General features: G+C 59.2%; 20 protein-coding genes. 5 read left to right on the top strand and 15 right to left on the bottom strand.

Annotated features, from left to right (window positions below; translation table 11 throughout):
* Positions 1–270: 270 nt before the first annotated feature.
* Together ACKUTP_RS03275 and ACKUTP_RS03270 are read right to left on the bottom strand one after the other, a co-directional pair.
* Entirely contained in the window at positions 271–3,171 is a 2,901-nt protein-coding gene (locus ACKUTP_RS03275; RefSeq protein ID WP_409063544.1) for an ATP-dependent helicase, read from the bottom strand.
* A 356-nt stretch (positions 3,172–3,527) separates the two neighbouring features.
* Positions 3,528–4,508 carry an undecaprenyl-diphosphate phosphatase gene (locus tag ACKUTP_RS03270; protein WP_196033629.1) on the bottom strand — a complete coding sequence of 327 codons (981 nt, stop codon included), beginning with the start codon at positions 4,506–4,508 and terminating at the stop codon, positions 3,528–3,530.
* Between the two features lie 247 nt (positions 4,509–4,755).
* On the opposite strand from ACKUTP_RS03270, the gene ACKUTP_RS03265 reads away from it, so the two are divergent.
* Complete coding sequence (locus ACKUTP_RS03265) at positions 4,756–5,193, top strand: universal stress protein (RefSeq protein ID WP_006235921.1); 438 nt, start codon at positions 4,756–4,758, stop codon at positions 5,191–5,193.
* A gap of 203 nt (positions 5,194–5,396) precedes the next feature.
* Here the strand turns inward: ACKUTP_RS03265 and ACKUTP_RS03260 are convergent, their stop codons facing one another.
* From ACKUTP_RS03260 to ACKUTP_RS03245, 4 genes are all read right to left on the bottom strand, one after another.
* Positions 5,397–6,440 (bottom strand): sensor histidine kinase, encoded by a 1,044-nt coding sequence (locus ACKUTP_RS03260; protein WP_161115888.1) that lies wholly within the window; start codon positions 6,438–6,440, stop codon positions 5,397–5,399.
* Between the two features lie 9 nt (positions 6,441–6,449).
* On the bottom strand, positions 6,450–7,121 hold the full coding sequence (locus tag ACKUTP_RS03255) for a response regulator transcription factor (protein ID WP_409063543.1): 672 nt from the start codon (positions 7,119–7,121) through the stop codon (positions 6,450–6,452).
* A 169-nt stretch (positions 7,122–7,290) separates the two neighbouring features.
* Positions 7,291–8,421 (bottom strand): aminotransferase, encoded by a 1,131-nt coding sequence (locus ACKUTP_RS03250; protein ID WP_409063542.1) that lies wholly within the window; start codon positions 8,419–8,421, stop codon positions 7,291–7,293.
* Positions 8,422–8,445: 24 nt separating this feature from the next.
* Positions 8,446–9,477 carry an ornithine cyclodeaminase family protein gene (locus ACKUTP_RS03245; RefSeq protein ID WP_409063541.1) on the bottom strand — a complete coding sequence of 344 codons (1,032 nt, stop codon included), beginning with the start codon at positions 9,475–9,477 and terminating at the stop codon, positions 8,446–8,448.
* A 217-nt stretch (positions 9,478–9,694) separates the two neighbouring features.
* On the opposite strand from ACKUTP_RS03245, the gene ACKUTP_RS03240 reads away from it, so the two are divergent.
* Positions 9,695–10,876, top strand: a complete 1,182-nt coding sequence (locus ACKUTP_RS03240; RefSeq protein ID WP_195240721.1) for a PucR family transcriptional regulator — start codon at positions 9,695–9,697, stop codon at positions 10,874–10,876.
* A gap of 18 nt (positions 10,877–10,894) precedes the next feature.
* On the opposite strand, the gene ACKUTP_RS03235 is transcribed toward ACKUTP_RS03240, so the two are convergent.
* Together ACKUTP_RS03235 and purH are read right to left on the bottom strand one after the other, a co-directional pair.
* On the bottom strand, positions 10,895–11,629 hold the full coding sequence (locus tag ACKUTP_RS03235; RefSeq protein WP_195240723.1) for a hypothetical protein: 735 nt from the start codon (positions 11,627–11,629) through the stop codon (positions 10,895–10,897).
* An 81-nt stretch (positions 11,630–11,710) separates the two neighbouring features.
* Positions 11,711–13,318, bottom strand: a complete 1,608-nt coding sequence (purH, locus tag ACKUTP_RS03230; protein WP_349088162.1) for a bifunctional phosphoribosylaminoimidazolecarboxamide formyltransferase/IMP cyclohydrolase — start codon at positions 13,316–13,318, stop codon at positions 11,711–11,713.
* Positions 13,319–13,595: 277 nt separating this feature from the next.
* Here purH and ACKUTP_RS03225 point away from each other — a divergent pair, with 277 nt between their 5' ends.
* Positions 13,596–14,237 (top strand): GNAT family N-acetyltransferase, encoded by a 642-nt coding sequence (locus ACKUTP_RS03225; RefSeq protein WP_055310399.1) that lies wholly within the window; start codon positions 13,596–13,598, stop codon positions 14,235–14,237.
* 492 nt (positions 14,238–14,729) lie between these two features.
* On the opposite strand, the gene ACKUTP_RS03220 is transcribed toward ACKUTP_RS03225, so the two are convergent.
* Positions 14,730–16,673: a DUF2207 family protein gene (locus ACKUTP_RS03220; RefSeq protein WP_409063540.1), complete on the bottom strand. Its 1,944-nt coding sequence runs from the start codon at positions 16,671–16,673 to the stop codon at positions 14,730–14,732.
* A gap of 515 nt (positions 16,674–17,188) precedes the next feature.
* Between ACKUTP_RS03220 and gluQRS the strand changes: the two genes are divergently transcribed.
* Positions 17,189–18,199: a tRNA glutamyl-Q(34) synthetase GluQRS gene (gluQRS, locus tag ACKUTP_RS03215; RefSeq protein WP_409063539.1), complete on the top strand. Its 1,011-nt coding sequence runs from the start codon at positions 17,189–17,191 to the stop codon at positions 18,197–18,199.
* Positions 18,200–18,214: 15 nt separating this feature from the next.
* On the opposite strand, the gene ACKUTP_RS03210 is transcribed toward gluQRS, so the two are convergent.
* Together ACKUTP_RS03210 and ACKUTP_RS03205 are read right to left on the bottom strand one after the other, a co-directional pair.
* Positions 18,215–18,940, bottom strand: coding sequence for a metallophosphoesterase (locus tag ACKUTP_RS03210; RefSeq protein ID WP_409063538.1), 726 nt, complete (start codon positions 18,938–18,940; stop codon positions 18,215–18,217).
* Positions 18,941–19,025: 85 nt separating this feature from the next.
* Entirely contained in the window at positions 19,026–19,265 is a 240-nt protein-coding gene (locus tag ACKUTP_RS03205) for a hypothetical protein (RefSeq protein ID WP_409063537.1), read from the bottom strand.
* Between the two features lie 476 nt (positions 19,266–19,741).
* On the opposite strand from ACKUTP_RS03205, the gene ACKUTP_RS03200 reads away from it, so the two are divergent.
* Positions 19,742–20,545 carry a hypothetical protein gene (locus ACKUTP_RS03200; protein WP_409063536.1) on the top strand — a complete coding sequence of 268 codons (804 nt, stop codon included), beginning with the start codon at positions 19,742–19,744 and terminating at the stop codon, positions 20,543–20,545.
* A gap of 537 nt (positions 20,546–21,082) precedes the next feature.
* On the opposite strand, the gene ACKUTP_RS03195 is transcribed toward ACKUTP_RS03200, so the two are convergent.
* From ACKUTP_RS03195 to ACKUTP_RS03180, 4 genes are all read right to left on the bottom strand, one after another.
* Positions 21,083–21,289 carry a hypothetical protein gene (locus ACKUTP_RS03195; RefSeq protein ID WP_409063535.1) on the bottom strand — a complete coding sequence of 69 codons (207 nt, stop codon included), beginning with the start codon at positions 21,287–21,289 and terminating at the stop codon, positions 21,083–21,085.
* Positions 21,276–21,683, bottom strand: coding sequence for a hypothetical protein (locus ACKUTP_RS03190; protein ID WP_409063534.1), 408 nt, complete (start codon positions 21,681–21,683; stop codon positions 21,276–21,278). Before ACKUTP_RS03190 ends, ACKUTP_RS03195 begins: the two co-directional genes overlap by 14 nt.
* A gap of 119 nt (positions 21,684–21,802) precedes the next feature.
* Positions 21,803–21,979: a hypothetical protein gene (locus ACKUTP_RS03185; RefSeq protein ID WP_409063533.1), complete on the bottom strand. Its 177-nt coding sequence runs from the start codon at positions 21,977–21,979 to the stop codon at positions 21,803–21,805.
* A 384-nt stretch (positions 21,980–22,363) separates the two neighbouring features.
* Positions 22,364–23,125, bottom strand: coding sequence for a metallophosphoesterase (locus ACKUTP_RS03180; RefSeq protein WP_409063532.1), 762 nt, complete (start codon positions 23,123–23,125; stop codon positions 22,364–22,366).
* Positions 23,126–23,341: the final 216 nt, after the last annotated feature.

The following is a 23,341-nucleotide window of genomic DNA, read 5'->3' as shown; positions in this document are numbered from 1 at the left end:
AACCAAAACGCAACAAGGGGCTCCCCCGTCCACCAACGGAGGAGCCCCTACTCGTATCTACATATCAGCCCACCCGGCTCTCCAGATCAAAAAGCGAACGAGCAGAGCGACGTTCGCAAGCAACGTTATCTAAGGACCTGGGCGGGCGTATGGGGCAACATCGATCGCGAGTTCCGCACGCAAAGGAGGCCACTTAATGTGGCCTCCGTCTTGCGCAGGACTGTCCGAGCAGGCGATGTTGCCCCATACGCCCGCCCAGGTCCGCCGGGATTACGACAGTTTAACGATCGGTGCAAAGCCCTTCATCAGCTTTTTGGTCTGGCCGGTCTTTTCGAATTGAACCTCGATCATGTCTCCGACAACCGAGATGACAGTACCCGTGCCAAAGGTCTTGTGACTCACAGTATCGCCCGCGGCAAAGTCCTGCGATGCGCTGGCGCGATCGACCTTGCGCTCCACCGTCGGGGACACCTTGGACGACGGCTTTTTGGCTCGCGGCGCGCCCGAGCCAAAGGTCGAGGCAACACGGCCAGCGTCGGGCGAGACCCCACGATGGCGCTCGGTCCCATAGCTGCTGCCGCCAAAGAAGTCATCAAAGCTCGATCCGCCGCGCGAACCGGAACCGCCGGTCGAGCGCGTATGTGAGCCAAACACCTTGCCGCCATACATGTCCGAGCCCATACCCGAGCCAAACGTGCCGTGACGGTCGCCGCGCTTCTCCCAGCCCGTGCCCTCAAAACCGGCAGAACCGATGCCGCTAAACTCGATGTCCTCAAACGGAATCTCGTTGAGGAAGCGCGAGCGCGGGTTGGCAGAAGTCGAGCCGTAGGTGCGACGCTTGGCCGCATAGGTCAAGAACAGGCGCTTACGGGCGCGCGTGATGGCAACGTAGGCCAGGCGACGCTCCTCCTCGAGCTTGCCCGGGTCATCGCTGCCGCCAAAGTCGTGCACGTGCGGGAAGATGCCCTCCTCCATGCCGGCCACGAACACTGCCGGGAACTCCAGGCCCTTGGCGGAGTGGATGGTCATCATGGTGATGGCATGCGTCTCGCCGGCCAGGGAATCCAAGTCAGAGCGCAGGGCCAGCCACTCCATGAGTGCCGGCAGCGCTTTACAGGTGAGCGGGCCGTAGGTGCGCTCGATCTCGTCGGCATGTACGACACCCGCCGGCATCTCCGTCGGCGCGGCATACGCGTTGCCCGCGATGGCGGCGGCCAGGGCATCCTGCGGCGAGAGCGCCGGGGCGGCTAGGCTATCGAGCGGATTGGAACCTGCAGCATCGCGCGCGCCGACGAGTGCCTCAAACGAGGATGCCGGGGCGGACGGTCCCGGTTTGGGCGCGGGCGCGCTCACCACGACGGGCTCGGGCTCGGCGCCGGCAGGCACGTCGGCAACACCGGCTGCGCGCAGCTCTTCTAAGCTCTCGAGCGTGCCCTCGATATCCTCGTGCGTTTCCTCAAATTCGGCAGCGACGCCCAGAAATTCCTGGATATTCTCGGCACGGCTCTCGGACTCCATGGTGCCCTCGGCGCGAAACGCCTGCAGCAGGCCCGTCTTATCGACAATCATCTCGACAACGTCCTTGAGCTCGCCGTCCATGCGGCGACCCTCGCGCACCAGCGACACAAAGCTCGACAGGCCATTGCGCACCTTGGCGCTAAACATGCCCGTCTCGGCGCACGCGATCTCGCAGGCCTGGAAGAACGAACAGCGGTTGTCGCGCGCCAGCTGCTCGATCTTTTGGATCGAGGTTGAGCCGATGCCGCGGCGCGGTGTGTTAATGATGCGCTTGACGCTCATCTCGTCGGCCGGGTTCACGATCATCTTGAGGTAAGCCATGACGTCGCGGATCTCGGCACGGTCGAAGAATCGCGTGCCTCCCACGATCTTGTAGGGCACGCCCGCGCGCAGGAACATATCTTCGAGGATACGCGACTGGGCGTTGGTGCGATAGAACACGGCGATATCGTCATAGCTCGTGCCTTTGGCATGCAGTTTCTCGATCTCGCCGGCAATCCAGCGGCCCTCGTCGCGCTCGTCGCTCGCTTGGAAGGCCTGGATCTTCTCGCCATCGCCCTCGGCCGTAAACAGGCGCTTGTCCTTGCGCTGCGAGTTGTGGCGCACCACGGCATTGGCGGCGCTCAGGATGTGACCCGTGGAACGATAGTTCTGCTCCAGCTTGACGGTCTTGCAGTTTTTAAAGTCCTTCTCAAAGTCCAGGATGTTGGTGATGTCGGCGCCGCGCCAGCTGTAAATGGACTGGTCATCGTCGCCTACGACCATGAGGTTTTGGTACTTGGCGGCCAGCAGGTTAGCGATCTCGTACTGGACGTGGTTGGTGTCCTGGTACTCGTCGACGCTAATGTAGCGGAAGCGCTCCTGGTACTTTTCGAGCACCTCGGGGCGGGTGCGCAGCAGCTCAAGCGTGCGCACGAGCAGGTCGTCGAAGTCCATCGCATTGGCGGCGCGCAGGCGGCGCTCCAGCTCCAAGTAGACCTGCGCGGCCTTTTTGTCGTTGGGGCTGTCGGCGGATTTGAGCATGTCCTCGGGGCCGATCATGGCGTTTTTGGCCGAACTGATCTTGCTGCGGATCATGTTGATGGGGAATTGCTTTTGCTCGATACCGAGCGCCTGCATAATATCGCGCACCATGCGCTTGGAATCGTCGTCATCGTAGATGGTGAACTGACCGGTGTAGCCCAGCAGGTCGGCGTCCTCGCGCAGCATGCGCACGCACATGGCATGGAAGGTGCACACCCACATGCCACGGGTGCCGCTGGGAATGAGTGCCGCCAGACGCTCGCGCATCTCGGCCGCGGCCTTGTTGGTAAACGTGATGGCAAGAACCTGCCAAGGCTTAACACCCAGGTCGCCGAGCATGTGTGCGATGCGGAAGGTCAAGACGCGGGTCTTGCCCGAGCCGGCGCCGGCGAGCACCAGCAACGGGCCCTCGGTGGACAGGACCGCCTCGCGCTGGGCGGGATTAAGGCTGTCGATGTCGACGAGCGGCTTGGCGGGTTTGGGTGCCGGCGCGGGAGCGTCGTAGATGTCGAGCGGGACGAGATCGGGCTCCGGCGCAGCAGGGGCGGTGTACGCATCGAGCGGCACGGGTTCCGGCGCGGGCGGCACGGGTACCGCGGCGTTCTTTTCCCAGGGCAAGGGCTGGGTCATGGGCGACTCCTCATCTGACGGACGGCGCGCCTGCGGGCGACGCCATAGTTTGAGCCGTACCAGTATACCGAGCCGCGCGGACACCGACGCAAATCACACCACGACTCCGCGCGCCACCGTCAGGCCCGCCCCAGCGGATTTGGCGCAATGGGGTCAGGTTAGTCTGCACCATGTTGCTGCAAAGTAACCTGACCCCAATGCACCAACCAGGGAGCCACCGATATCATGGCAGCAGCAGCGAGCGGCGGCCAGGGCGAACAAATTGGCATGAAAAGAGGGCGGCATAGACCTTTTGGTCATGCCGCCCTCTTTGAATGACAAGTTGTCGTTCTGGCCGCCGCGCAGCGTCAACCAAGTTACAGGCCGAGCATAGGCTCCAGAACGAAGAAGTATGCGAGCACTACGATGCCCAGAATGATGCGGTAAACACCGAAGCACTTAAAGTCGTGACGGCGGACGAAGCCCATGAGCCACTTGATGGCGATGAGCGAAACCACAAAGGCCACAACGCAGCCCACGCCCAGGATAGCGACCTCGTTGGCGCCGAACGTGCCGCCCTTGATGAAATACTTGACCAGCTTGAGCGCGCTCGCGCCAAACATGACAGGGATGGCCAGGAAGAACGTAAACTTGGACGCCACCGAACGCGTGCAGCCCAAAAGTAGGCCACCGATGATGGTGGAGCCGGAACGCGACGTGCCCGGAATCAGCGAAAGCACCTGGAAGCAGCCGATACCCAGCGCAGTCTTCCAGCTCAGGTCCTCGAGCGTGGTGATGGAACCAAAGTCCAGATCCTCGTCATCGTCCTCATCCTCAGCGGTAGCCGCGGCGGGCGCCGCAAAGTGCGCACCGGCAGGGCGTCCACCCGACACCACAGCACGCGAACCAAACGAACCGGCAACGGCCGTTTCCTCGCGCTTGCTCGCGCGCCAGTTCTCGATCACGATAAACAGCACGCCGTACACAATGAGCGCCAGCGCCACGACGGGAGCGTTGTAGAAATGCTCCTCCATCCAGTCGTTGAGCGGCAGGCCGATCGCCGCCGCAGGAATGCAGCCGAGCACGATCTTGCCCCACAGCACCCACGTGTCGCGACGGCCCTCCTTGCCCTTGCTGGGCGAGAACGGGTTGAGCTCATGGAAGAACAGGACGCAGACGGCCAAAATGGCGCCAAGCTGAATCACGACCAGGAACATGTTCCAGAACGTCTCGCTCACGTTCATCTTGACGAACTCGTCCACCAAGATCATGTGACCGGTCGACGAGACGGGCAGCCATTCGGTGATGCCCTCGACCAGGCCCATGAAGGCAGATTTTAGAAGCTCGATGATATCCAAAGGGACCCCCTCGTTAGACACCCGCCGATATTGTTCTGCGGACGGTGCGGGCGATGTCCCATTATCAACCGTTCGGGCGCGCCTGCGCCTACCCTTACCAAAAAACTCGTCCGTTCACAGAATTGCGAGCGGTCAAACCGAAATCCTTGGGTATAACTGCAACAAGATAAAGTGTCCGGCGGCCAACGCGCCCGCGCCCGCCCGACGCACGAGCCCCGCGCCCGTGCGATAGACCAAGGAGGAAACCATGAACGAGGGCTACACCAAGGTATTTGTTTCACTCGACGGTACTGAGCAGCAGGATTTTGTGCTCGCACGCGCCATCAAGGTCGCCGCGAACAACGGCGCCAAGCTAATCATCGGCCACGTTATCGATTCCACGGCGCTCGAGAGCGCCGGTTCCTATCCGGTTGATCTGGTCAACGGCCTAGAGGAGGCATTTAAGAACTCCATTGCCAAGCAGCTCGAAGAGGCCAAGGCCAATCCCGATATTCCCGAGGTCGAGGTCATGATTCGCGCCGGCCGTATTCGCGAGACGCTCAAGGACGAGATGCTCGACGTGGTTAAGCCCGACCTGGTGCTCTGCGGCGCCCGCGGCCTGTCCTCGATCAAGTATGCGCTGCTGGGTTCGATTTCGACGTTCCTGCTGCGCAATACGGACTGCGACATCTTGGTCGTGAAGTAGCGTTGCTCCCACCGGCCGCGGGGCCTGCGGGGTTTCCACGGGCACGTCCTCGCCGCGTTGCGGCTGCGGGATGTGCCCTTAGGAAACCCCTCCCGGCCCCGCGGCCTTCGCAGCCTTACTTCAACGAGTTGTCTGATAGAAAAATGGCGTGCCGCCCCGTTTGGGGCGGCACGTTTTGTTTGGACGGGCGTTTGCCGTGTGCGTTACTCAAAGTATTGGAACTTGTTCGTCGAGAAGGCGAACGTGACGACGAAGCCTTCGCCGGGCTCGGATGCTGCGGTGACGTCGATGCCCATCTTGGAGCACAGGCGCGCCACCAGGTAGAGGCCGATGCCCGTCGCACGCTTGGTGGTGCGGCCGTTGTCGCCGGTAAAGCCCTTCTCGAACACGCGCGGCAGGTCTGCCGCACACACGCCGCAGCCGTTGTCCGCGACGGTAAGCTCGATGCGCTCGCTTGCCAGACCCTCGTCCAGCAACGCACCCGAAAACACGATCTTTGCGCCGTCCTCACGCGCATATTTAATGCTGTTCTGAATGAGCTGGCCCAGAATAAACTCGAGCCACTTCTCGTCGGTAAAGACCTCAAAGTCGAGGTTCTCGCACACCGGAGCCACGTGCGCCGCGATGAGCTCACGCGCATTGGCCTTAATCGCGCCCGTCACCAGGGTCTTGAGATCCCAGCGGCGAATCAGGTAGTCGCGCTCCACGACTTCCGAGCGCGCGTAGTACAGCGCTTGATCGATATAGCGCTCCACGCGAGCCAGCTCGCGACCCAGGTCATCCACGCGCGACAGGTCGTCTTCGCTGCTGTCCAGGTTTTCCAAAATCAGATGGGCCGCCGCCAGGGGCAGCTTGGCCTCGTGGACCCAGCTCTCGATATAGTCGCGGTAGTCATCGGTCTGACGCCGGCCTTCGGCAACCTCGTCGCAGGCGGCTTTGCCCACCCGGCGCAAGACCTCGTACTCGAGCTCGCCCTCGGCATAGGCCGGGCATTGCACCATCTCCTGCACCCATGCGGGACTCTCGAGCTCCTCTGCCGCGCGCTCCAACTGACGCAGAAAACGGCGACGGCGAGCGTACTCGATCACGATGCCGAGCATACCAAAGATAAAGGACACGCCAACCGCCACGACCACGATAGAAATGGGTGCGCCGGCGACCGTCAGCACAAAGCAGCTCAGCAGCACGCCGCACGTCCACACGGCGACGGGAAGCAGCGCATCTTTAAAGAACTTGCCAAACGACATAGCCAGCCCCTAGACCGAATAGCCCTGGCCGCGGTGCGTGGTCAAATACCCCTTGATGCCGATTTTTTCGAGCGTGGTGCGCAGGCGGTTGATGTTGACGGTAAGCGTATTGTCGTCCACGAAGGCGTCGGAGTCCCACAGATCCTGCATGATGGCCGAGCGCGAAACAATCTTGCCCGCGCGGCTCAGAAGCAGCGAGAGAATACGCAGTTCGTTTTTTGTGAGCTCGGTGCTGGTGCCCGTTTGCGTGTTGGTGACCATGGAGCGTGCGAGGTCGAGCTCCAGTCCCTTGTGGACGAGCGTGCTGCGCTCGCCCGCCGCCGCGGTGCGACGCAGCAAGGCATTGATGCGCGCCACGAGCACACGGGCGCTGTAGGGCTTGGGAACAAAGTCGTCCGCGCCGAGCGTCATGGCCATGACCTCGTCGATCTCGGTCGTGCGCGACGTGAGGACGATGATGGGAACCTCGGATTCGCGGCGAACCTCGTGGCAGATATGCTGGCCGTCCTTGACGGGAAGCGTGAGGTCGAGCAGCACCAGGTCGGGCACGGCGGCGAGAATATCGCGCGAGACATGCTCAAACGATTCGCATGCCTCAACCTCAAAACCGGCGCGGGCAAGGATGTCGATAAGCTCACGACGAATGGGCTCGTCGTCCTCAACGACATAGATCAGCGCCATGTGTCCTCCCATTTCGCGTAACTTGCACCTTTCACACCATTATGCCCACAGCGTCGCAGCAATACGACCCCGTGGGCACCTAATGTGACAAAAGCGTTCGGTAGTCTTGAGAGAAAATAGGGGCCCTCGGGCCTGAGCCGATCGGCCCCATCACTTCGACCTCGAGTCTCTACTCGAGCGTACGCATGTACGCAGAGATGGCATCCAGGCCCTTCTGCAGGTCGTCGGTGTTATCGGAGTATGCATAGCCGATGCGCATGCTCTTGGGCTCCTCGAAGCAATCGCCCGGAGTGACGAGCGCGCCGGACTTCTTTATCATGTCGATGCAGAACGTCCTGGAGTCGATGTCGTAGTCGTAATACACGAGCGCGGTGGTACCCGCCTCGGGCTTGACGAACGACAGGTGCGGCTCGCTCTCGACCCACTTCTCCAGAACAGCAAGGTTCTGACGGACGATGCGACGGCTGCGCTCAAGGATCACGGAAGCGTTGCCCAGAATCAGCTCCGCCACCGTCTCGCTGAATATGCCAGCGGAAATCAGGTTGTAGTCACGATGCGAGAGCAGCGCGCGACGGAGCTCCGGGCTCTTGGTGACCGCCCAGCCCAGACGCAGGCCGGCGAACGACCAAACCTTGGACATGGATGCGGTGACGATGGCCTTGTCGTACAGGTCGATCACGGACTCGGAGTACTCATCCGTCTGAGTAAGCAGACGGTAGACCTCGTCGCAGAGCACCCACGCGTCGTGTTTGCGCGCGACCTCGACAATCGCCTTGAGCGTATCGGTGTCGAGCAGGGCGCCCGTGGGGTTGTCCGGGTTATTGATGCAGATGAGCTTGGTATCGTCGGTCACCAGAGCATCGAGCGCGTCGACGTCGACGTGGTAGCCGTTCTTGCGATCGAGCTGAAGAATATCGACCTTCGCACCGCACATCTCGGGAATCGAGTAAAGCTGCTGGTAGGTGGGCTTGACGGAGACTACGTGATCGCCCGGTTCGACGAGCGTGGAAATAACCAGGGAGTTGGCACCGGTTGCGCCGTGCGTGGGCACGATATGCCCGGGCTCGACCGTCTTATAGAGACGCGCGACCCCCTCGAGGAAGACGGGCTGCCCCTCGATGTCTCCGTAGGTGAATCGGCGCGAGCACAGGCTATCGAGCCACGCCTTCTTGTCGGTGTTCGTAAGCTCGAACAGCTGGTCGAGCGTGAGGGAGTAGACGCACGTCTCCGCAACGTTGTGGGTGCACTTGGTCTCCCACTCGTTCATCCACTGCTCGACGGCGAAATCCTTGATCTGCATTGTCGTTTCCTTTCCTTGACTTTCTTACAGTTCCACCACGGTGCCCAGCCCCGCCTCGATGGCGCGGTCGTAGGCGATTTTCGATGCCGAAAGGTCCTGAACGGCGATGCCCGACGTATCGAACACCGTCACCTGCTCGTCATCCGAACGCCCCGTAGCCGTGCCGGCGATGACTTCGCCGAGCTCCGCTCTGATGTCCTCGGGCGTGATGACACCCTCGGCAACCGGAATCTCCAGCTCACCGGACGCGACGGATTGCTCGCGATCGTCGACGTAAACAGCGGCACGGGCGACAAGCGCCGAGGCGAGCTCCTGCTTGCCGGGCATGTCGGCACCGACGCAGGAGATATGCGTACCAGGACGCACCCATGAATCGGGAATGATGGGCTTGGTCGCCGGCGTGATCGTCACGATGATGTCGGCCTCTGCCGCGGCGCCTTGGCCGTCGGCCGTCGCCTCGATGGAATAGGTGGATGCCTCGCGAGCATGCTCGCAGGCGCCCAAGATATGGGCGACCTCGTCTCGCATGCGCTCGACGCGGGCCTCGGGCGCGGCATCGGAAACTGGCTCCCACACCTTGACCTCGCTCACTTTGGGACAGGCGGCGAGCACGCCCGCCACCATATAGGTGCTCATATGGCCGGCACCCGCAACAAGCAGTTTGGACGCATCCGCCCGAGCCAACCACTTGGCACCGAGCGCAGCGGCGGCACCGGTGCGAAGTCCAGTGACGGCAGAGGCATTGAGCAGCGCCAACGGCTCACCCGTCGCGTTGTCGCACAGCAGCGTGGTGCCAAAGATTTCGGGCAGCCCCTTTTTGGGATTCTGAGAGAACCAGGCAGTGAGCTTGAGACCGAAGAGACCGCTTCCCGCCAACTCGCCCGAGCGGATATCCATATCGGCCACGCCGGGCTCGAACTGCTCATATACCATCGGCCACGCAACGCCCTTGCCCGTTGCCTTCTGGCGATATGCCTCCTCCACGGCAGCGATTGCATCCTCGATCGTCAGCACCTTGGAAACTTCCTCGGCCGAAAGTACCATCATCTGCCCCATCATCGCTCCTTTCAGCGAAAGCTTTACGTTGCTTCACTGTACGGTTTAGTAACGATGTCGCCAAGGATCATTCCTTGTTGGAATCTACAACGATTCTCAATCTGATTTTTCGTTCTATCAGCAGGTATTTGAGCTATTTCCCGCATCAACGGCATACGGATGTGCGATTATCCTATTTATACCTGTACTTATTGTAGTGATTTACAAGGTGATGTTGATGCTATACACCATCTCGGACTTCTCACGGGAATATGAGGGGTCGGTCCGTCTAATCGCCGGCAGCGATGGCGTCTCGCGTGCCGTCTCTGGCGTCGGGATCCTCGATTATGAACTTATGCCCGGCCTCAAGAACAAGTACCAGCGCGCCAACTTCAGCTCAGACGAAATCGTCCTCAGCACCTTCCTCTATGCGAAGGACGACCCATACCTCATCACTGAAGCCGTGAAATACCTCGTCGCCAAGGGAACGAGCGGTCTTATCATCAAAAACGTCCTGCATATCCCGATTCCCGACCAAGCCATCCGCTACGCCAACGCGCGGCACTACCCGGTCTTTCTCACGACCGACGACTCACTGTTCTTTGACAGCGTCATCTATGAGGTCAAACGGCATATCGAGCAGCTCGCGTCCATCGACTTCGCACAGCGCGAGATCGATGCCCTGAGGACAGACGTATCGCCCGAGTCCATCTGCCGACGCATCCGAGGCCTCAACCCGTCATTTCTGGACGAAGCGGTCGCCCTGTTCGCATCGTTTGCAGAGCCCCTCGACCCGCGTACGTTTTTGCAAATCGAACGTCTCTGTGCAAAATCGACCCTCGCCGGATGCCACAACATGCTGGCACCCTATGACGGAGGATTGCTATTCGTAGCGACAAGCGACTCGGAGCAGACGCTCGATGTGGAGCGAATCGTGCAGGCGCTCACGGAGCTCATCGAGGCTAGCGGCATCGATGGCGGAGCGGAAGGGCTCGGCATCAGCGATATTCTGTTTGGAGACGAGGCGGTGGCGCAGGCGATCTCGCAGGCGATTTACGCACAGCGCCTATCTTGTCAACGAGCCGAGGGTCCCGTCCGCTATACGCAGCTCGGCATCCTGAGAACCGTGATGCCTTTTGCGGAAACCCCGGAGATGCGATCGTTCTCGGAGGCGATTCTCTCGCCGATACGCGAGCACGACAGCGAGCATGGCAGCGAACTGGAATCAACGCTCGCCGCATTCATCGAGAACGACCGACGTATCGAGCAAACCGCCAAGCAGACTGGCCAGCACCCGAACACAATTCGATATCGCCTCGATAAGGTGACAGCTCTCACCGGACTGAGCTACAAATGCGCCCCGGAGATGGAGCAGCTGTCGCTCGCCTACGCCATCGAACGCGCTCGCTCACTTCAGTAAGCCCACCCCGCCTTGAGGTTAGGAGCGGCGGGCACGGAGCTTTTCGTAGCCTTCGGCGAAGAAGGCGACCGTGGCGGCGTCGGCCTCCGCAGCGTCCGTCTCGGTTGCGGGAACCACGCCGTGCTCGTCGCTCACCAGGAACAGCGCGCCCTTGAGTTGCGCGGGAATGTCTACGCGCGTGACCGGGATGCCCTTGGTCTGGGCGAGCTGCTCGATGAGCGTCGCCGTGCCGCACAGGCACTCGTCCGCCGGCGCCACAAAGGCAAGCTCGCCGTTGTTGACGGCGGCGAGCAACTCGGGCGCCACGCCGGTCTCGTCGGCCTCGGAGCGGGCCTCGGCGGAACGGGCACGCAGCGCCTTGGCCGACGTATCGGCGAGCGGCTCGTACTCCCCCACCGTCATGGCGGCGTTGCCGTTGATGTCGATCACCAGCATGAGTACGCCGTCGTGCGCAGTGTAATCGCCCTCGGCAAGCGACCACTCAACGTGCTGTTTGGCCCAGCTGAGCATGTTATGGGTAAGCGGCTCGCCCTGCACCAGGCGCTCGGACAGTGCGCGAATGTGGCGGTTGAGCATGGGCACCTTTTTATTGGACATGCGCCAACGGCAGACAAGCGCGGGCTTGTCGAGCGTAAACTTCTCGACCGCCTCCTGATTGGCGCAAAAGTCCTCGTACGCACGCTGATCCTCGGCATTGCCAAACAGCTCGGCATCATCAATCTGGGGCATGGTCATACCTTTCGTGTTAGTCATTCCGTCCTCTTATACCAAAAAGACGGCCCTCCAAACGGAGCAGCCGTCTTTTGCGGAGATTATTTTGTCCCAAGGCGGAACTTAGTGGCGGAAGTGGCGGGCGCCGGTAAAGACCATAGCAATATTGTGCTCGTTGCAGGCCTGGATGCTTTCGTCGTCGCGCTTGGAGCCGCCGGGCTGGATGATGCAGGTCACGCCGTGTGCAGCAAGCACGTCGACGTTGTCGCGGAACGGGAAGAACGCGTCGCTTGCACAGGCAAAGCCGCCCTTCTCCACGCCCTCGCGCTCGCAGAAGTCCTCGGCGCGCTCGCAGGCAAGTAGCGCAGAGTCAACGCGGTTAGGCTGACCCGGGCCCATGCCAATGCCGGCCTTACCCTTGGAGACCAGGATGGCGTTGGACTTAACGCCCTTGCAGACCTTCCAGGCAAACTCGAGCTCGGCCATCTCGGCGTCGGTGGGCTTGCGGTCGGTGGGGAACGTAAAGGTCGCGGGATCCTCGGTCACGTGGTCGACCTCCTGCACCAGCATGCCGCCGTCGACGGAGCGCAGCTCCACCTGAGCGCCGTGGTCCACGCCGCCGGTCGCCAACACGCGCAGGTTGGGGCGCTTGGCCATGCGCTCGAGCGCCTCGGCGGTGTAGCTCGGGGCGATGATGACCTCGACGAACTGCTTGTTCTGATCGGCAAAGTGCTCAACCAGATCAAAGGGAACCTCGCGGTTGCAGGCGATGATGCCGCCGAAGGCGCTCTTGGGATCGCAGGCAAAAGCGCGGTCGTAGGCAGCCGTGATGTCCTCGGCAACGGCGGAACCGCAGGGGTTCTGGTGCTTGAGGATTACGCAGGCCGGCTCGTCGAACTCGCGGACCAGGTTCCAGGCGGCGTCGGCATCCAGATAGTTGTTGTAGCTGAGCGGCTTGCCCTGGATCTGCTTGGAGCCCACGAGCGGGAACTGCGAGCTCGCGGTGTTCTCGCAGCCCTCGGCAAAGCGATAGACTGTGGCTTTCTGCTGCGGGTTCTCGCCATAGCGCAGGTCGTCGACCTTCTCCAGCGAAATCTCGAGCTTGGCAGAGGTGTCCGCCACGTCGCTTGCCTGGGCGGCGAGCCAGCGGGAGATGGCCGTGTCGTAGGCGGCGGTGGTCTGGTAGACCTTCACCTGCAGGCGACGACGGGTGGAAAGCGTGGTGCAGCCACCGGTCTCGTGCATCTCGGCCAGGACGGCATCATAGTCGGCCGGATCGGAAATGACGGTAACGCTCGTGGCGTTCTTGGCGGCAGAGCGCAGCATGGAGGGGCCACCGATGTCGATGTGCTCGATGGCGTCCGCGAAGGTGACCTCGGGGTTGGCGACGGTCTTCTCGAACTCGTACAGGTTGACGACGACCAGGTCGATCAGCTTAATGCCGTGCTGAGCCGCCTCCTGCATGTGCTGCTCGGAATCGCGGCGGGCCAGCAGCGCGCCGTGAACCTTGGGGTGCAGCGTCTTGACGCGGCCGTCCATCATCTCGGGATAGCCCGTGAACTCCTCGATGGGGGTTACGGGAACGCCCGCGTCCTCGATGGCACGAGCCGTGCCGCCCGTAGAGATGATCTCGACGCCAAAGTCGTCAACCAGCGTCCGTGCGAAATCGACGACGCCCGTCTTATCGGTAACCGAGATCAACGCGCGTGCGATCTTCACATCAGATCCCATGCAGTCCTCCTGTCTGGTACGCCGCCGTGCTCTGTGAGTCGGTGATACGTCGATCTGCAGCGCTCGCGCAGCGGCATTGAAAATACTGATTTAATGTAGCGCATCGAGCGCATCGATGCACCCCGCAACGGGCGCATATGCAGAAAAAGTTTGCGAGCAGAGGGGATGGGCACGGCACCGGGCACGGTGAGTTCATGGAACACAGGGGCACCATAATTAGATGCCAATGGCGTGGTAGAACTGTGCTCGATATGCATCCGCAAAAGAAAGAGGCACCATGGTCTCGCGGGTTCTCTACCGACCGTTTGATACCGAAGACTTCGACGCCATCGCGCTGATTCTGCAGCAGCTTTGGCATAACAATTCGGATAACGATGAGTACAACCGCCTTGAGGCCGCGTGCGACCTCGCCTATTGCCTTTCGTCGTCGACGTTTTCACAGGTTGCCGTAATCGACGGTCAGGCGCGTGGCATTTCGCTCGCGCGTGCGGGACAGAGCTCCGGCGCCACTATCAACGAGCATTGGATGGATACCGAACGCGCGCTGCTATCGCAGATGCGTGAGCTAGAGCCCGATGCGTGCGCCGAGTATCTCTCGTTTGTGCGCGCAACCATCCGAACCAACAACCGCCTGCTCGAGAGCAGCCCGTTGCCGCACGACAACGAGGTCACGCTGCTTGCCGTGGATCGCGATGTCCATGGCCTGGGCGTTGGCACGGTTCTGCTCGATGCCGCCGTCTCGCACCTGTCCTCGCTTGGAGCGACGAGGGCGCACCTGTACACCGACTCCAACTGCTCGTGGAAGTTCTACGAGCTGCACGGCTTTAAGCGCACGGCCACGCACCGCGCCAACCGCGAAGAGCGCCGTCACGACATGCCGCGCGAAAGCTTCCTCTACGAACTCGATCTAACAGCCTAAACCCGGCAGTTAGGGACGTTCCTTTTGTGCCGGCACCCCGGGACACTCCTTGGCAGCAACCGCACCTAGTCGTTGGGGACATTCTTGGGTAGCACAGTCGACGAAACCCTCGTTGGCGTCGCCCTATAGAGGGGTCTGCAAATAGCTGTGGGCAAAAAACATCAAATATGAGTACTGTTACCTTTTTAGTAGCAGCGATTTGGGGCATTTTAGAGGCTTTTAGACATAGCAGCCAGTCAGGCGAGCTGACGTATTTCCACAAATGTTCAATAAAATGGGCCCCTAACGAGAGATAATCTCATTAGGAGCCCATTATTTAGTGCAAATATATGTCACTATAATGGCAACAGTACTCATATTTGGCATTTTTTGCCCACTGCCCCCTGTGTGGGGATCCGTAACGGAAAGATAGACCCATTTCAAAGCATAAAAATGGGATAGATTTTCCGCCAACAGTCGCCGGAGAAGATCCATCCCAAAAATCAGAGCGCGCTAGAACGTTCCGCCGCCGCCTCCGCCGACGCCGCCGCCTCCGCCGCCAGAGAAGCCGCCGCCTCCGCCGCCGCCCGAGCTGTCGGAGCTCGACGCCAGCTCACGGATGCTCTCGTGATACACGTCATCGAACGAATCGAGCGGAGACTCGATACCGTAATGATGGTAGTACCACCAGTAGCAGGGATAATTGTCATAGAAGCCGTCGGCCTCACGCACCTCGGGCGGCACGGCCTCGGCAAGCTGACGTAGCACTTCCTTGGAAACACCCAGCGCCACGCCCATCACCAGCAGCTTGTTCCACAGCACCAGATCGCCGGGGACGGCTTCCTTTAGACGAGTGAAGTCCTCGAGCCAATGCTTAAGTGCCTTGCAGCGAGCCGCCACCTCGGCGCCCTCCGGCGTAAAGCGGCGGAACGTAAGGCCCACGCCGATACCCACCAGCACAATCGGCACCGAGATAACCGCGGCGGTAATGTTCGCCTGTGCGCCATCGGTAAAGAAGATGGATCCCACGGGAACAAAGGCAATCAGGACACCAAGAACCAGGCAAAACACCATTGCAACAATGCCGTCCGAGGCAACGTACTCGCTATCGGCCAGCTTGCCCTTAACGGTGTTCTGATAGTCCTCGAGCTTGTCGCCCACGGGTGTAGCGTGCTGCTTGACGTAGTGCTGCAGCTCGTCGAACGTGCGCGAGCGATCGCCGTTCTCGTCAGGCTTAGCACCGGCAAAGAAGACCTTGAGCACCATGTGGTCAATGCCCTTGGCCGACTCCCAGCCCGCATCACTCACCGTCACGCGATACGTCTGCTCTTCTTTTTCACGCCCCAACAGACCCTTCTTGGCCGTGGTCACGGCCGCCTGCTCCAGCTTGATCACACGGTCGTCGGTGAGCTTCATAAGCGTGGCGATATATGCCTGATCGGGCACCTCGTTCCAGCTCATGAGAGCCGAAAGCACGGCGGGATGGTCGGCCGAAGGCACATCGCGGAAATATTCGTCCCGGAAAAGCGGCTTGGGCTTGCGCTTGCGCAGCTTAAGCACAACGATTGTGCCGGTAAAGGCCAACGCCGCGACAACACTTAGCACGGCAAGTGCATTGGCAATCATGCGAGCGTGAGCGCGGCGGGCGTTAGCCTCGTCGGCCCATTCCTTCTCTTCGCTCATGATCGTTGACATGCGCTCTTCGCCCGAGGCGGTAAGTTGCGGCACCCAGTCGCTAGGGAAGGCGATGCGTGCCTCGGCGAATTCGCCCTGATGCACACAGGGAATGGTATAGGTGACCATGGGTTCGTCCGCATCGAGCGATACATCGCCCGTCAGCGGGCCGTGGCCCCATGCGCGGAAATTATCGCCCTTGACGGCCGCCGTCCCGGCAGCGGCATTAGCGAAGCGCACTTCCATCTCGACATCGTCGGAATCCGCAGACCAGCCGTCGCCCACGAACTTCCAGTAGAGCTCGGCGGTATCGGCCCAGTTCATAACCGCACCGGTCATGGTGTAGCCCACATAATAGATCGCGCTGTCGCCGCTCTCGTGGGGGCTGAACACCTTAATCCTTACGCCGTCACTGGTCTGCTCGACCGTGTAGACGCCAGAATCGCCCTTGTTCGCGCTATCGACTTTGTTAAACGCGGTGTCCTCTTCCTCGACACTCAGCACGTCGACGCCCGCCGTGCCGCCCTGCTGGTTGGTGCCCGTATTGATCTCCCAAAACACGCCGTTGATGTCGTCGTCGAAATCAAACTGGCGTCCCTCGACAACGGTCAGCGATCCATCGGCCTCAACCGTGGCACTGATATAGGTTTGGGTCATGGAATAACCGTCGGCGTGCGCGGCGGCGGGCAGTAGCAGCAATGCAAGCGCGACGAGTGCGCAGACGGAAGCAAATCGCGCAAACAGGCGGCGCTGCCGACAGGTTTTGGCAACGGGGTCGTTCATGGGCACATCCTTTGTCTGTGATACCAGTAACGCCATTGTCCCACGTTTACGGGCGCACATGACGAACATCTAGGCCAGCGGAGTATCAAACGGGACGAAAGTCACGCCCGCACCCCGGCAGCTAGTCATTGGGGACGTTCTTAAATGACTAGTCATTAGGGACACCCTTGGCATGGCCCGCGCCAGCAATAGATACCACTTCACAGCTCTGTCACAGGTGTAGCGGCTTTGTGTGGGCGCGGCACGCGCTGATTGAGCCGCCAGCCGAGGGGCATAAAGCAGTTGAGCGAAAACGGTTTGCCCCTTTGCCGTTCGCTTGAGGATCATGTCCCCCTTTTCCGCGGAACCCCCGGCAGTTGCGAAGAGCTGCCGGGGGTTCTGTCGTCTAAGGTGCCGAGTTGATGGACAAGAACCAAAGCACCGAGTCTGCGGCCCGCTATACACAATGCGGGGCCTCGATAACTTGCGGACCACAGTGACGCCTCCCTACCGCGCCCCGCGCTATACTCGTCCGCATGGATATCAACGCACGCAACATAGCAACGCCCGCCGCGGGCGCGCCAACGACGCAGCCTGCCTCCGTTCCCGCACCCGTCGTGGGGCGCTTTGCCCCGTCGCCATCGGGCCGCATGCACCTGGGCAACGTGTTCAGCTGCCTGTGCGCGTGGCTTTCGGCCCGCAGCCAGGGCGGCAGCATCGTACTGCGCATTGAGGATCTGGACGATCGCTGCAAGCGCCCGGAACTTGCCGCTCAACTGATTGACGACCTGGCCTGGTTGGGACTCGAGTGGGACGAAGGCCCCTACTACCAGCACGATCGCCTGGATCTGTACAAGGACGCCTTGCGCCAACTGCAAGACGCCGGCCTCACCTATCCCTGCTTTTGCACGCGCGCCGAGCTCCACACCGCAAGCGCGCCGCACGCCAGCGACGGCACGCCCATCTACCGCGGCGCCTGCCGAGGCCTTTCTGCCGAGGAAGTTGCACGCCGCAGCATTCTGCGCGCTCCGGCCACGCGCCTGCGCATGCCCGCCGTCGACGACCTCGCAGACGATGTAGTCGAATTCGTGGACCGCACGTACGGAGCCCAATGCGAGGCACTCGCCACCGAGTGCGGCGACTTTTTGGTGCGCCGCAGCGACGGCGTGTTTGCCTATCAGCTAGCCGTGGTGGTCGACGACGCCGCCATGGGCGTCACCGAGGTCGTACGCGGATGCGACCTGCTTGGCTCCACGCCGCGCCAAATCTATCTGCAGCATCTGCTGGAACTTCCCACACCGCACTACGCGCACATTCCGCTACTCATGTCGCCGGACGGCCGCCGCCTTTCCAAGCGCGATCGCGATCTAGACCTGGGCGAGCTCCGCGCCCGCTTTGGCACACCCGAGGCACTGCTGGGCTGGCTCGCCGGACAAACAGGCATCGCGCCGGACACCACGCCGCGTACCGCCGAGCAGCTGGCCGAGCACTTTAGCTGGGATGTTATCCGTACGCATCGGGAAAACATCACTGTAACGGTCGAGTAGCCAGCCACCCCGCCCCTACGCAACATCCCAGGGCTGAAGTTCGTCGCCCAAGCGAACTATGCAGTCGAAGAGCACGGTATAGCGCTCGGCCGGGTTGGCGTCACGGTGAAAGTGCCCGTAGTACCAGTGCTTGTAGTCCAGGCGGTCCTCCAGCTCGTCGAAAAACGTGGTGAGTCGATCGACATCGGGATAATTCCAGCCGGGTGCCGGATAAAGCGTGGGCGAAAGCATGCGCGTGGAGCAGGTGTGGGTGATCACGTAGTCGACCTTCCAGTACACGCTGTCGAGCTTTGCCCGCGCCTCCTCAAAGTTGCGCTCGTCCGGCAGCTCCTGTGGCCACCAGCTGGAATAGGGAATGCGGTATTCCTTATCCACGCTCGTGGCGCCGCCCATGGTAAAGATCGTTGAGCCGTCGAGTTCAAAAACCTCGCCACGCGTCAGACGCCGTATGGGCGAGGTATCCGACAGGCGCTGCGTCAGCCCACCGTGCCACAGCTCCATGGGACGCTCCGCCCAATGGTCGAAGCGCTCGTGGTTGCCGTCGACGAACAGCACGGTATAGGGGCGCGACTCCAGCCAGGCGATATCGGCGCACTCCTCGGCAGAGAAATCCCACGGAAAGCCAAAGTCGCCGGCGACGATGAGATAGTCGTCGCTCGTCAGACTATTCCCGAGCTCCCAGTCGCGAAGCTTTTGCATGTCGACACCGCCGTGAATATCGCCTGTTACATAGACCGTCATCGGACTACCACTTCCCTGTAAGTCGCTAGCCCACATTCCGCACGATCACTAAGCCAACCGTTCCAGCCCTTCCATCCCTTAGGGCTTACCCCTCGTTCTTCCATCCAAACGGGTCAAGCACCCAAAAAATCAGATCGAGCACGCCACCGGTCATCATGGCGCCGGCAAGGGCCATGCAAACGTGCAGAGAGGCGGCACTTCGGAGCACGTCGAACGGCCCCAGAACAGCCAGCAGCGCGACCGCTGCGCCGGCAAGGCACAGCGCGAGGCACGGCCCCGCGTCCTTGACGCACTTCCTTGCGAGATGCTTGGTGTTGTCACTCATCAATATCGAACTCCTTAGAGGGTCGTTGTTCAGATGCATGCCGCCGCGGCGGAGCAGGGCGGCAGGGTAAGTGTCACATGTCGCGCGGACATCAATGGAGAAACCACCTGCTCGACCAACCTTTGACGCCGTTTTGCACCGGCACCACATCCCCCGCTATCGAGGCCTAATACTTTTCCCGAGAAGTGAACGGCTGTTTTTGGACCCCTGAAACATCCGCATTTTTCGGCGGCATAATCGTGGGATTTCAGCATTGAAACCGCAGGGAACGACACCTCTAAAGTGTCGATGCTTCGGGGGTCCGATTTAGCTCGTTCACTTCTCGGGAAAAGTATTAGACCTCAAATCTTGAATGTCCTGGGAACCCGCTTCTTTCCTTCGATGGAACCCCCGGCTATCCGTTGGCACCCCTAGCCGCTGCGACCGCAGGAATGCCTATAATGAGACTTGCTTCCTGATGAGAAAGGAATCCAGATATGGACGAAACCCAGCTTGCCGATCTGAACGATATCCAGGACTTTTTCAACCGTGTCGACAGTGTGCGCAACAGTGCATCCCTGACTAAAAAGTTTAATGTCAATCATCCAATAGGCGTCAAAGACTTCATCGGATGGTGCAACAAGCCTTGCAACTATTGTCCCGAAAGCAGCAAGTCTGACCCAGCCTATAGGCTGGGTAAAACCATATGCGCGCTAAACGAACTTGACAGCGACACTCTTAATAACCTCAGACAGATTCTCAAGGATACTGATGACTCAAAAGTGCGTTCCAAACTCCTCGATTGTGACGAACTTATCTCCAAACTCAAAAACAATCGAAGAACGATATCTGACACGCTAGCAAAAGAGTTGCCAGGAAACATTGCGTTCTACTTCACACTCAAGCATAGGCTCAAGGACTGCCCTGATAAGCAGGGGTATTACCACTACCAATTTGACGACAGCGGTAGAACAATTGCACGAGTCGACCCCTTCAAGCCCTTTACTGACAGCGCGCAGGACAATCTAAACCAGCAATGGCATGTGCTCATCTCCGTGCTTGCGCTCTATGATGCCGCCCACGCCTTAAGCAACAATCAGCATGAATACCATTGCCTGCATCAGCATATCGAAAAATGGGATGAGAACTTGAATACGACGGTGCTGCAATTTTACTGCAGTAGCTCCGGTAAACCCGAACTCCGCATTTACACAAAGAAGGAAGAATTAATCACAAGATGCCCCTCTAAGAAAATGAACGAATGGCTTAAGGTGGCGTTGTGCGGGCCGCAGGAGTACTAATCGCCCTCCAGCCCTTGTCCGCTGTACCTCCCCGTCTCCGAGTCGTAGTTCAGCGCGGCAACCTCGCCGTGCTGAACTACGTTCCCGTCGATGTAGAAATGGCTGGCCCCGTCATGCCAGATGCCACGGTAGCCTGCGATGCCCGAGAACAAAGTCACGACCACTGACGTCGATTCGCTAGTCGAGAGGAAGATCGAGCCTGTTGAGCACACGAAGCTGCGCTCAATGCTCGATGAGTATGAAAGGCTGTCGTCGTGTCCCGCTTCGAAGATCGGGGTGTACTGCGGTTATATTCACAAATATGCTGATTGGCAGTTTGCCGCAAACGCACAACTGAGATTGCGTCGCAGCGCGTGAAATCCTCCCCGCGCTGCGACGCAATCATATCGTTCAACTCCTATTCCTCGCACACGCGGGACCTGTAACGCACTCGCGCTCGTTGGCCCGTGCGTAGCCGCACCTTCCGAGGAAGGCGTTCTTTGGCAATGCCGTATTGTGAATCGCAGTGCCGATATAGCTGGTAATCAAACGAACCGGTTAATAAATTCTTTCCGGCACCCAACCATTTGCAAGATACTGTTTCACAGATTTGGCATAATAAATGAAACTATCTACAGTTTTGAAATCTTTACGATTTGAAATAAATTGTTCATCTTCATCGTCGAAATAATCGTCATTTGGAGAATCATCAGGAACGAAATACTTTCCAGTCCTGTCATCGATTGCGATATTAATCCTCTTCATACAATACGTCCCTCTTGTACAACGGTTTTACGTCAACATTATTTTCAAAGAAATTGATATAATCAAATACGTGAGTAACCCAAATTGTAACCTCGATAGTACGCTCAGCAGAGATGTTCCTCTCCTTTGCAGGTCCAATAGCATAAGCTCCAGTAGGAGTATACCTTGTCATCAAACCGCCATCATCACTAGGAAATGTACCAGACATATCAAAAGTTGTAATAATTTGATCGTCATCGGTACTATCAATTAAAATAACCAATAAGTACTTATTACCGTGATTTTTATGAAACTCTTCAAAACCAGATTTTGAGAATTCTGTATTCAATACATCCTCATCAAAACCGCCAGCATACATATCAATAATATGAGAGCAAAATTCCTTAATCTTCATTTGATTTGCACCTTCAATTTATGATCAACGCCTTTGACATTGTGCGGGAAAACAGTTTCATCGTTCTTGCCCCAAGCTGGCACCAGCTTTATCCCTGGCCTACGCATAAAAGCAATTTTCTATTGAACGGTGAAGAAGGCAGACATGTTCTCTATTAATTCGTTAAGTCCAGGAGACTCCTCATATGATTTTAGAATGTCTCCTAGCTCATCATCATCATTCACTAGACCGATAATTTGCTCGATTATCTGGTCCTCGGTCTTGCCGTTAATGATTAAAATACGCTTGTCATCCATCTTATAGTCACCTTTTTCAGATGCCTCTCACAGTTCCATAATTATAAGTTAGCGTAGTTCTTTTTTTAATTTCATCTAAACTAAAACCTTTCTTCAGTTTGCAGCTTGCAACCTTCAGCTTGCAAAGCAGCCTCTCACTAAACGTCATTAAGGGCAGAGACTACACCTCCGATGCCTCGATGACCTGGATAAAGGACGCGATGGTCGAGTCGACCAAAAAGCTAGCCAAATAAAAGCCTTATGTCACTGGGTAAAAGAAGCCCCGACGATCGTTTCCGCGGAAGCACCCCTCTCGGTGCTTCCGCATCCCGTTAACGTCAAAGGCGCAGTCCTAGCCCCGAATCGAGCCCGCGCAGACAATCCGCGAGCCAATCGCCCGCCAGCCTACTCCAACCCGGGGCCACCATACTTCCCCGTTTCCGAATCGTAGCTCAGAACGGCGACCTCGCCGTTCTTCATGACGTTCCCGTCGATGTAGTAATGGCTGGCTCCGTCATGCCATATACCGCGGTAGCCCGTGATGCCCGAGACCGCCTCGGTGTTGATGTGCCCGGCGATAACATCTAGGTAGAACTTACGCCCCACGTAATCGGGCGGCATCATGGTGAACGACTCGTCAGACGTGCCAAGCTTCCAGTACTCCCCGGCACCCTCGTCAATGCCGGCGTGCACAAAGACCTGGCCGAAGGGACTTTCGTAAAAGTAGGGGAGCTTGCGAACCCACGCGATTATGTCCGCGTGCTCGGCCTTTATGCGCTCAACCGTAAAGGCGTAGGCCTCCTCGAACTCCCTGAGCCTCAAAAGGTGCTTAACGTGCTTGAATGCCTCGGCGTCTAAGAAGCTCTTGGCCGTTGCCAAATTACTGTCGGCAAGTATCCATGCCTGCGTGAAATTGCGATCGTTCGCCTCGTCGATGTATTCGAGCAGCATCTCCTCGTGGTTGCCACGCAGCGCCACGACGCGGTCGCCATAACGCTTTTGTAGGTCCATGACGAGCTCAAAGACGCCGAGCGAATCGGGACCTCGGTCGCAGTAGTCGCCAAGCAAAACCAGCTTGGAATCCTCGGCATCGAGGTCGACGGTGGAAAGCGATGCCTTAAAAGCATCAAGGCACCCGTGAATGTCACTCATAGCGTAGATATGCACTTATGACCTCCTGTTTGTATCAAGACCCCGCTCGTTTGCACCATGCGGCACGGCGGCCCCTCTGGTTTCGCAGGCGCCAGGCAACTTTGCCCTGTCACGCCCATCAACATCGTTAAAAGTATATCTCGCCGTGCGGACACAAATTTACCCCTGGGCTCTAGCCGCTCAGCCTGCGCTTGCCTCAAAGCCCGCCTCCGCACCACCAAAAAACTCATC

This window comes from Collinsella sp. wc0529 (genome assembly GCF_046116875.1).
Taxonomy (GTDB): domain Bacteria; phylum Actinomycetota; class Coriobacteriia; order Coriobacteriales; family Coriobacteriaceae; genus Collinsella.
Note: the sequence above shows the minus strand (reverse complement) of the source record. Positions and strands in the feature narration are given on the sequence as shown.